This window comes from Thiohalophilus sp. (assembly GCF_031581315.1).
Lineage (GTDB): Bacteria > Pseudomonadota > Gammaproteobacteria > UBA6429 > Thiohalophilaceae > Thiohalophilus.
In genome coordinates, this window is sequence record NZ_JAVLAZ010000014.1 from 11,430 (window position 1) to 21,420 (window position 9,991).

Sequence of the window (9,991 nt, forward strand, 5' to 3'; positions counted from 1 at the left end):
CGTATCAGTTCATCGTAAATTCCCTTTACCTTGTAGCTGCCCCAGCGTATCGCCATGGTGTTGTAGCCCTCTGATTATTTGATGTCCAGCATAACGTGATGGACAATTCCAGGCAAATATACGACCATAAGTCAGGCTGTTACCATCATTTTGTACGCTTTATCTCACAGGTATTCGATAAATAACATGACTTATTGTCTCGCTATTCGGGTCAACAAAGGCCTGGTCTTCGCCTCTGACTCGCGGACCAATGCGGGGGTGGATTACGTGACCACCTACAGCAAGATGCACCGTTTCAGCTGGCCCGGCGAGCGGACCGTCGTTATCCTCACCGCCGGCAATCTCGCCACTTCCCAGGCCGTGATTAATCGTATCCACAAGGACCTGGAAGATCCGGAAGCCCCGATGAATCTCGCCATGGCCGGTCATCTTTACGAGGCGGCCCACTATGTCGGCAAACTCAGCCAGCACGAACAACAACAGCACGCGCCCGCCATGGAAAGCTCGAAAAGCACCGCCGAAGCAAGTTTCATCCTGGGCGGGCAAATTGCCGGGAAGGAACCCGAGATCTACCTGATCTATCCCCAGGGGAATTACATCAGCGCATCGCCGGAAACCCCGTTTTTACAAATTGGTGAAAACAAATACGGCAAGCCCATCCTGGATCGGATTATCGGCCCTGCCACCACGCTGGAGGACGCCGCCCGCTGCGCTCTTGTCTCGCTCGATTCCACCATGCGCAGCAACATTTCCGTCGGCCCGCCGCTGGAGCTGGCCATCTATGAAAAGGGAAACCATGAAGATCTCCGGCACATTACCCTTACCCTCAACTCCCCGATCTACAAATCCCTGCAAAAACGCTGGAACGAAGGCCTCAAACGCTCCTTCAACCGCCTGCCCCGCTTCGACTGGGAAGACGAGTAAGTATCGGTAAATTCTTTTCCACTTCTTATTTTCTCTGGAATTAACGCGGAGGACGCGGAGGCGCAAAGTCGCAGAGGAATGAAAATTTAATTCTTTAAAACTGCTTCAAGCGCTCTTACCAGGTGGTATATAACGGGAAAGCAGGTCAAGTGATAAAGAGGAACTAATAGTTCAAACCTCGGACTTTATGGCCTGGCCTGATAAGCTTTTTTTCTCCGCGCCTCCGCGCCTCCGCGTCCTCCGCGTTAATATTCATGCCGTCAAAAAAATGGATTCAGGTCTGGCGCGAAGTAATAAGATGATGGACGAAGCGGAGTTTTTCCAGTACGGGGGCTGAGAGCACGAAGGGATAGGCATCCGGCAGGCCCATGCTGCGATTGAGGGCGTTGAGGCCGATGGTCAGACTGGCCCAGTCATCCATCAGGGCATCGAAGTTGGCGCCTTTGACCGAGGAGAGATCGCTTTCGCCGCTGTTGTCCCTGATGGCATGGGGATCGTTCTGGATACGAAAACCGATATCGTTGGCGGTTTCCAGGGTATCCACCATGTGCAGGTAATGTGCCCAGGTTTCGGCCCAGTCTTCCCACGGGTGCGCGCTGGCATAGCCACTGATAAACCCGTCCTGCCAGCTTGAGGTGGGCTCCTGGGCGTAATAGTTGTCCAGTGCCGCCTTGTAATTCTCGCGCTCGTCGCCGAACAGCTCGCGAAAGGCATCCAGTCGCCCGCCGAACCGGATTAAACGCTCCCAGTAATAGTGACCAATCTCATGACGAAAATGACCGAGCAGGGTCCGATAACCTTCGTTCATCTGCTCGCGCATCTGTTCGCGGGCGCTGTCTTCCGCTTCGCGAATGTTGATGGTAATGATACCCTTGTGATGGCCGGTCATGACCCGATTAACACCGGTCAGGGTATTGCTGAACTCGTCACGCCGATTCTGATCCTGCATGAACTTGAAGGCGAGACCCTGTTGCGGATCGTCCTGACGCCCCACGACCGGCAGCTCGAGTCGATAAAGCGTGTACAACAAACGCCGTTTGGCCAGTTCAATCCGGTGCCAGAGCTTGAGATTCTGATCCTGTGACAGGTTGGGAATGATCTGGTTCAGGCGACAGGATGCACAATATTTTTTCCCTCCCTTCGCCGGGACCAGCCAGTTACAAATATCGTACTGGGCGTAATTGGCACACAAACGGTAGTCGCGCCCATCGGACAGAGACCGCCACACATTTTCACCGGCAGGTTCGAGTGCGCTGATCTGCATCTGCTCTCGGATAAAACCCAGCTTGCGGCCACATACAATGCATTGGCTGTTTTCAAAATGCAGGGTATTGCCGCATTCGCAAATGGAGGTCTTCATGGCAGGTCGACTTTTCGGTAGCGTAATATACTAATCATAGATGCTCATATTCGCACAAAAAAGCCCGCGTAAGCGGGCTTTTTTGACTCTTAGAAGCTCATATCAAAGCTTTCTTTGTAGCGTTTTTTGAATTCGTCCAGGGTAAAGCTGTGATTCTGCGGGCCGGTCGACTCGACTTTGATAGCCCCCATCAACGAGGCAATGCGGCCGGTGGTTTCCCAGTCCATGTCATTGAGCAGACCGTACAGAATCCCGGCACGATAGGCATCGCCACAGCCAGTGGGGTCATTGATTCCCTTGACCTTGGCAGTCGGAATCTCATGGCGGTGCTTCTGGGTATAGATATGCGAGCCTTCACCACCACGGGTAATGATCAGCGCGTCGACCATGTCCGCCAGTTCGTGTGGAGACTTGCCGGTGCGCTCTTCAAACAATTGCGCCTCATAATCATTCAGCGCGATATAGCTGGCTTTTTCGGCAAAATCCATCAATTCCTCGCCGCCGAACATCGGCAGACCCTGACCCGGATCGAAAATAAACGGAATACCCTGCTCGGCAAACTGCTCGGCATGCTGAATCATGCCGTCCCGGCCGTCCGGGGCAACCAGTCCGACTTTAACGCCTTCGGCATCCTGGACCCGGTTTTCATGGGAGAAGCCCATGGCACCGGGATGAAAAGCGGTAATCTGGTTATCGTCCTTATCGGTCGTAATAAAGGCCTGACCGGTGTAACTGTTGACTTCCTTGATATGCTTGCGGCTGATGCCGTTTTTATCCATCCACTCGGCGTAGGGGGCAAAATCGGTACCGACAGTACCCATCGGCAACGGATCGCCTCCCAGCAGTTTCAGATTGTAAGCGATGTTCCCGGCGCAACCGCCGAACTCGCGGCGCATCTCGGGCACCAGAAAGGAAACGTTCAGAATATGAACCTTATCGGGAAGAATGTGATTCTTGAACTGGTCGGGGAAGACCATAATGGTATCGTAGGCAAATGAGCCACAGATTAATGCAGACATAGATTACTCCTGATTTTTCGTTTAATTAGTGATCCGGTCAAAGAGCAGCAGGCCCCAGACAACCAGAAAATTGATCAGCGCGATAAACACCGCCGCCGATCCGATATCCTTGGCCCGACCGGAAAGTTCATGCCATTCACTGCTGATGCGATCCACGATAACTTCAATCGCGGAATTGAGCAGTTCGGCCAGCAGTACCAGAAACAACGCACCGAACAACAACGCATATTCGATGGCATTACGTCCCAGCCAGAATACGCAGGGCGCCAGCACGACAAACAGAATGAGTTCGGTACGCACCGCCGGCTCATTGGCCACAGCGGCGCGTAAGCCCAGCCAGCTATAACCACCGGCCCGCCAGATGCGTTTGATTTCTTTTATCATTCAGCCAGTTTACCCGAATTCATTCAGGTTTCCAGGCAAGATCCAGCTCCTTGGCCGCCTTGACATCATCCAGACGTCGCACCGGCATGGTATGCGGCGCCTGTTTCACCGTCTCCGGCGAATTTTGCGCCTCGTCCTGAATGGCGATCATCGCCTCGATAAAGGCGTCGATATCTTCTTTCGATTCCGTTTCCGTCGGTTCGATTAACAGACATTCGGGCACCAGTAACGGGAAATAGGTGGTCGGGGCATGAAAACCGTAATCGAGCAGCCGCTTGGCAAAGTCCATGGCATTGACGCCCAGCTCTTTGGCCTGTTTGCGCATGGTGACGATGAACTCATGCGTGGCGCGACGTTGCGGATAGGCGAGCTCGAAACCGGCCTCGCGCAGGCGGGCCTGCATATAGTTGGCATTCAATGTGGCAAACTCGCTGACCCGGTGCATGCCTTCTTTGCCCAGCAGGCGGGCATAGATATAGGCGCGCAACAGTACCCCGGCATTGCCCATAAAGGTGGACAGCTTGCCGATCGATTCGGGGCGCTCGTTATCCGTCAGCCAGCGATACTCATCGCCCTCCTTGCTCAGTAACGGCACCGGCAGATAGGGTTCCAGCCGCTGGCTGACGCCCACCGGTCCGGCACCGGGTCCTCCGCCGCCATGCGGGGTAGAAAAGGTCTTATGCAGATTCATGTGAATCACATCAAAGCCCATGTCCCCCGGCTTGACCTTGCCCAGGATCGCATTGAGGTTGGCACCATCGTAATACAACAGGCCGCCGGCCTCGTGCACGATATCGGCAATCTCCTTGATCTTGCGTTCGAACACACCCAGCGTTGACGGATTGGTCAGCATAATCCCGGCGGTTTGCGGACCGACCGCCGCTTTCAGGGCTTCCAGATCCACATCGCCCTCGTCATTGGTCGGGATCTCGCGCACCTTGTAATTGCACATCACCGCGGTCGCCGGGTTGGTCCCGTGCGCCGCATCGGGCACCAGGATCTCGGTGCGGGCATCATCGTTACGGGATTCGTGATACTTGCGAATCATCGCCACGCCGGTGAACTCACCCTGGGCGCCGGCCATGGGTGCCAGCGACACGGCCTTCATGCCGGTGACGTCCTTGAGCATCTCCTGCAGCTCATACATGCAGGCCATGAAACCCTGACTCATACTGTCCGGGCTCATCGGATGACGACGCAAAAAGCCGGGCAACATCGCCAGGGTGTTACAACCGCGCGGATTGTACTTCATGGTGCAGGAACCCAGCGGATAGAAATGGGTGTCGATGGAGAAGTTTTTCTGCGACAGCCGGGTATAATGGCGCACCGCCTGCATCTCGGACACCTCCGGGAGGCTCGGCTTCGACTGGCGTCGAAACTGCTCCGGAATGTCATCGATCACAACATCCTGCAACGGGGCCTGTGGCGGATTGGTCCGACCACTTCTCGATTGTTCAAAAATCAACATAATCTTATCTCGAAGGTTAATAAACAGTCCGCTAATGCACGCAAATTAACGCGAATAAAACAAAACCACATTTGCGTTGATTCGCGTTCATTGGCGGACAAGATATAAAAACGTCTTTTGCGCCTTCTTTGTCCCTGCGTCGGGTTTTCTTTACAGTGCCGCCAGGGCCTTGTCGTAGTCGGGTTCCTGGGCGATTTCCGGGACCAGCTCGGTATAGACCACCTTGTCGTTTTCATCCAGTACGACCACGGCACGGGCGGTAATGCCGGCCATCGGGCCGTCCTGGATCAGTACGCCGTAGTCCTTGGCGAAGTTCTTATCGCGCATCATGGACAGCGGGATGACGTTATCCAGCTTCTCGCCGGTACAAAAACGACCCATGGCAAACGGCAGATCCGCCGCGATGATCAACATCACCACATCATCCCGCCCCCTGGCGGCCTCGTTGAACTTCTGGGTCGAAGTGGCGCAGACCGGGGTATCCAGACTGGGCACGATGTTAAGCAGTTTTTTCTTGCCCTTGTAGTTGTCCAGGCCGACATCTTCCAGGTCAGCCGTGGTCAGTTGAAACGCCGGAGCAGCGCTGCCGACGGCCGGCAGATCGCCGTTGGTATTGATAGGGTCACCTTTCAGTGTAATCTGTGCCATGACGCTCCTCCTTACAGGATGGGTTTGGCTTAATGCCTTTGTAATCAGTCCGCCGGTTACAGGCGGCCGGCGATACGGACAACCGCTTCGACAAAGGCATCGAGATCGGCCTCGGTCTTGGTTTCTGTCGCACACAACAGCAAACAGTTATCCAGTTCCGGATATTCTTCTGCCAGCGGGTAACCGCCCACGATGCCCTCTTCTGACAGGCCTTGCAGAACATCCTGCACCGGTTGTTTCAGTCGTACGACAACTTCATGAAATACCGGACGGTCGAACACTTTCTCGGCCCCGTCGAGTTTTTCGAGCAGCTTGTCAGCCAGTTTCATGGTGTTGGCATGGCTGTGGTTGGCGACCCGTTGCAGTCCCTGAGGACCGAGCAGTGACATATAAATGGTTGCCGCGGTCACCAGCAGGCCCTGATTGGTACAGATATTGGACGTGGCTTTGGAGCGACGAATATGTTGCTCGCGGGCCTGCAGGGTCAGCGCGAAGCCTTCCTTGCCATCCAGATCCACGGTGCGACCGATAATCCGGCCCGGCATCTGACGTACATAGGCCTGACGACAACACATGAAACCGAAATAGGGGCCACCGGAAGAGAGCGGCGCCCCCAGCGGCTGGCCATCACCGCAGGCGATATCGGCGCCGATTTCGCCCCATTCACCGGGCGGCGCGATCAGCGCCAGCGACGTCGGATTGACCACCGCAATCACCAGCGCATTGTGCTGATGTGCCCAGTCGGTCAACACATTGACCTCTTCCAGGTTACCGAAGAAGTTGGGCTGCGGAATGACCAGGGCGGTGAAATCGCCCGGATCTTTGGGCAACGAGTCGGGATCGATAATGCCGCTATTGCGATCGTAGTCGAGCTCTTCGAGCACGATGCCCTGATTATGCACGATGGTGTGCGCTACCTTGCGATAGGCCGGGTGCACGGTACGCGGCATCAGAATGCGTTTGGCTTTCGATTTGCGATTGGCGCGAACGGCCATCAGGACCGCTTCAGCCAGCGACGAAGCGCCGTCATATAACGAGGCGTTGGAGACATCCATGCCGGTCAGACTGGCCATCATGGTCTGATACTCGTACAGCAGCTGCAACGTGCCCTGGCTGGCTTCCGCCTGATACGGTGTATAGGCCGAATAGAACTCACCACGGGTGGTCAGCTCCCATACCGCCGCCGGAATATGATGCTCATAGGCGCCGGCGCCAAGGAAACACTGTGTACGCGCGTCCTGATCGGCGCGCTCGTGCATCACCCGGGTGACTTCCATTTCATTGGTACTGGTCGGCACGTCCTGCAGACCGGCACTGCGCAGGTTATCCGGGATTTCGTCAAACAGCTGTTCGATACTGTCGGCCCCGATGGCCTTGAGCATTTCAGCAATATCTTTTTCGGTATGGGGTATAAACGGCATTCTGTTTACCTGGTTACGTCAGAGTTCAGTTTTAAGACGGGTTTAGTGCTCGTCTTCCGCGACGACCTCGGCATACGCATCGGCATCCATCAGCGCGTCATAGGCCCCTTCGTCTTCGGGCTTGAGCTTGAAGATCCAGCCGTCGCCATAGGGATCGTTATTGATGGTTTCCGGGGCATCGGCCAGCGCTTCGTTGCTTTCGAGCACTTCGCCGGCGATCGGGCAATAAACGTCGGAGGCGGCCTTGACCGATTCGATCACCGCACAGTCATCACTGTCTTTGAAGCTGCTGCCGACTTCCGGGACTTCAACAAACACCAGATCACCCAGCAGTTGCTGGGCATGATCGGTAATGCCGACAACCAGGGTTCCGTCTTCTTCGCGCTTGACCCACTCGTGGGATTTGGTGAACCGCAGTTCCTGGGGAATATTGCTCATGATATTTATCCTCTGAAATGTCTGAATACTTAAACGTCGATACAGGCTTTGCCGTTACGCACAAACGGCGGCTTGACAACCCGGGCGGTCAACGGCTTGCCGCGTACATCCACCTGGCAATGCGTGTCGACCGAGGCCGGAACCCGGGCAAAGGCAATCGACTTGCCCAGGGTCGGAGAAAAACTGCCGCTGGTGATCTCGCCGTCCTCGGCGCCCTCGACAATCACCTTCTGGTGATCGCGCAAAACGCCGCGATCTTCGAGCACCAGGCCGACCAGTTTGTGTGAGATGCCGTCGGCCTTCTGTTTGGTGATGGCGGCGCGGCCGATAAAGTCCCGGTCTTCGGGTTCCCAGGCCACGGTCCAGCTCAGGCCGGACTCCAGCGGCGTGGTGTTCTCGTCCATATCATGGCCGTACAGATTCATCCCGGCTTCCAGGCGCAGCGTATCGCGCGCGCCCAGGCCCGTCGGTTTGACACCGGCCTCGACCAGTTGTTGCCAGAAACCGGCCGCCTGTTCGGCCGGCAATAAAATCTCATAACCATCCTCGCCGGTATAACCGGTGCGTGCCACTTTGATGTCACCGAGTTCACGCATGAAAAACGGCTTGATACCTTCCAGCTTGTCCGCCGCCTCGCTACCCAGGACCTGATGGGCCTTGTCGCGGGCATTGGGCCCCTGGACCGCAATCATCGCCATGTCGTCGCGCACCTTGATATCGACGTCGAAGGCGGCGGCCTGTTTTTCGATCCAGGCCAGATCCTTGTCGCGGGTCGCGGCGTTGACCACCATCCGGTAAAACGTCTCATCCAGATAATAGACGATCAGATCATCAATTACCCCGCCCTGCTCGTTGAGCATGCAGGTATACAGGGCCTTGCCCGCATGCTTGAGCTTGTCCACATTGTTGGCCAGCAGATACTGCAAAAACGGTTTAACCTTCTCGCCACTCAGATCGACGATGGTCATGTGCGAGACATCGAACATGCCCGCGTCCTTGCGCACCTGATGATGCTCCTCGATCTGCGAGCCGTAATTGATCGGCATGTCCCAGCCGCCAAAATCGACCATCTTGGCGCTGGCGCGAAGGTGTTCTTCGTATAACGGAGTGCGGTTGCCCATAAGCCTGGTTACTCTAAAATTAGGTGAAAAGACGGAACAGACAATCAGTTCTGCTGTTCTTCGGCATGATAGGAAGAACGCACCATGGGGCCGGACTTGACCCAGCCAAAGCCCAGCGCCCGGGCCTGTTTGCCGTAATCGTCAAACTCGGCCGGTGACAGATAACGCTTGACCGCCAGGTGATAGCGGCTGGGGCGCAGATACTGGCCGATGGCGATGCGGCTGACGCCGACTTCGCGCAGATCGCGCAATACCTGCAGCACTTCCTCGCGGCTTTCGCCGAGACCCAGCATGATGGCGGACTTGGCTTCGACGCCCGGTTGCAGGGCGGCCAGGCGCAGCATCTCCAGCGAGCGCTCATAGCTGGAACCCTTGCGCACCTGTTTATACAGTGACGGGACCGTCTCCACGTTATGCCCCCAGACCATCTGCAGTTCGCTGGTCGGATGGACCGCCTCGCGCAGCGCGGCGTTCATAATTTCGATGGACTGCTCCTGAGTGCGATGAAAATCGGGGGTCAGCAGTTCGACCCCGATCGTCGGCTTGTCACGCCGCAGTGCCTTGACGGTTTGTGCATAGATAGTGGCGCCGCCATCGGCCATGTCATCGCGATTGACCGAGGTCAGCACCACATATTCGAGGCCCATGTCGCGCACGGCTGTGGCAATGCGCTCCGGTTCCTGATCGTCGAACCAGCCGGGACGCCCGGTCTTGACCGCGCAAAAGCCGCAGGCCCGGGTGCAGGTATCGCCCAGCAGCATGAATGTGGCCGTGCCCTGGCTCCAGCACTCGCCGCGATTGGGGCAGCGGGCTTCCTCGCATACGGTGTGCAGGGTATTGCTGTGCACATTCCGCGCGGTCTGGGAATAATTGACGTGATTACCGAGCGGCTGGCGAATCCACTGGGGCATGCGCCCGGCATTCGGCTCGTGGGAGAAATCGAAAACTGGAATGACTTTTTCGCTCATGGTGCCCGGTCAACCTTTAATGGGTGAAAATAAAAAAGGGCGAAACAGAGCAGTTAATCTGCCTTGTTTCGCCCCTCTGTCCTTTCACCTGAGAGCTTCAGCCCCTTCGGTGCCCCGCATATCGAGGTCTCTCCAGAGTCAGCCTTGTTACCCGCGGTCCTTTTGCCTGAGCGATTCCGGGCGGTTGCGCCTTCGGCGGCAGGTCAAACCTGCACTCTCCCACAGGGTAGTGGCTTATAG

Annotated in this window: 10 protein-coding genes and 1 riboswitch; of the genes, 1 reads left to right on the forward strand and 9 read right to left on the reverse strand. The window is 56.2% G+C overall.

The window, feature by feature from the left end; genetic code table 11:
• Positions 1-186: 186 nt before the first annotated feature.
• Positions 187-924 (forward strand): proteasome-type protease, encoded by a 738-nt coding sequence (locus RI563_RS03305; RefSeq protein WP_310692921.1) that lies wholly within the window; start codon positions 187-189, stop codon positions 922-924.
• A 274-nt stretch (positions 925-1,198) separates the two neighbouring features.
• Here the strand turns inward: RI563_RS03305 and RI563_RS03310 are convergent, their stop codons facing one another.
• The 9 genes from RI563_RS03310 to lipA form a co-directional block, all read right to left on the reverse strand.
• Positions 1,199-2,284 (reverse strand): putative zinc-binding peptidase, encoded by a 1,086-nt coding sequence (locus tag RI563_RS03310; RefSeq protein ID WP_310692922.1) that lies wholly within the window; start codon positions 2,282-2,284, stop codon positions 1,199-1,201.
• A gap of 89 nt (positions 2,285-2,373) precedes the next feature.
• Positions 2,374-3,303 (reverse strand): carbohydrate kinase family protein, encoded by a 930-nt coding sequence (locus tag RI563_RS03315; RefSeq protein WP_310692923.1) that lies wholly within the window; start codon positions 3,301-3,303, stop codon positions 2,374-2,376.
• Between the two features lie 21 nt (positions 3,304-3,324).
• Positions 3,325-3,687, reverse strand: a complete 363-nt coding sequence (locus RI563_RS03320) for a diacylglycerol kinase (protein WP_310692924.1) — start codon at positions 3,685-3,687, stop codon at positions 3,325-3,327.
• Positions 3,688-3,706: 19 nt separating this feature from the next.
• Positions 3,707-5,155: an aminomethyl-transferring glycine dehydrogenase subunit GcvPB gene (gene gcvPB / locus RI563_RS03325; RefSeq protein ID WP_310692925.1), complete on the reverse strand. Its 1,449-nt coding sequence runs from the start codon at positions 5,153-5,155 to the stop codon at positions 3,707-3,709.
• A gap of 150 nt (positions 5,156-5,305) precedes the next feature.
• Positions 5,306-5,803 carry a thiol peroxidase gene (gene tpx / locus RI563_RS03330; RefSeq protein WP_310692926.1) on the reverse strand — a complete coding sequence of 166 codons (498 nt, stop codon included), beginning with the start codon at positions 5,801-5,803 and terminating at the stop codon, positions 5,306-5,308.
• A gap of 56 nt (positions 5,804-5,859) precedes the next feature.
• A complete protein-coding gene (gene gcvPA, locus RI563_RS03335; protein WP_310692927.1) occupies positions 5,860-7,224 on the reverse strand; it encodes an aminomethyl-transferring glycine dehydrogenase subunit GcvPA in 1,365 nt (454 codons plus the stop codon).
• Positions 7,225-7,266: 42 nt separating this feature from the next.
• The gene (gene gcvH, locus RI563_RS03340) at positions 7,267-7,662 is read right to left on the reverse strand and encodes a glycine cleavage system protein GcvH (RefSeq protein ID WP_310692928.1); all 396 of its coding nucleotides are present in this window, start codon (positions 7,660-7,662) and stop codon (positions 7,267-7,269) included.
• 29 nt (positions 7,663-7,691) lie between these two features.
• Positions 7,692-8,783: a glycine cleavage system aminomethyltransferase GcvT gene (gene gcvT, locus RI563_RS03345; protein WP_310692929.1), complete on the reverse strand. Its 1,092-nt coding sequence runs from the start codon at positions 8,781-8,783 to the stop codon at positions 7,692-7,694.
• A 44-nt stretch (positions 8,784-8,827) separates the two neighbouring features.
• On the reverse strand, positions 8,828-9,751 hold the full coding sequence (gene lipA / locus RI563_RS03350) for a lipoyl synthase (protein ID WP_310692930.1): 924 nt from the start codon (positions 9,749-9,751) through the stop codon (positions 8,828-8,830).
• A gap of 144 nt (positions 9,752-9,895) precedes the next feature.
• Positions 9,896-9,983: riboswitch (glycine riboswitch) on the reverse strand.
• Positions 9,984-9,991: the final 8 nt, after the last annotated feature.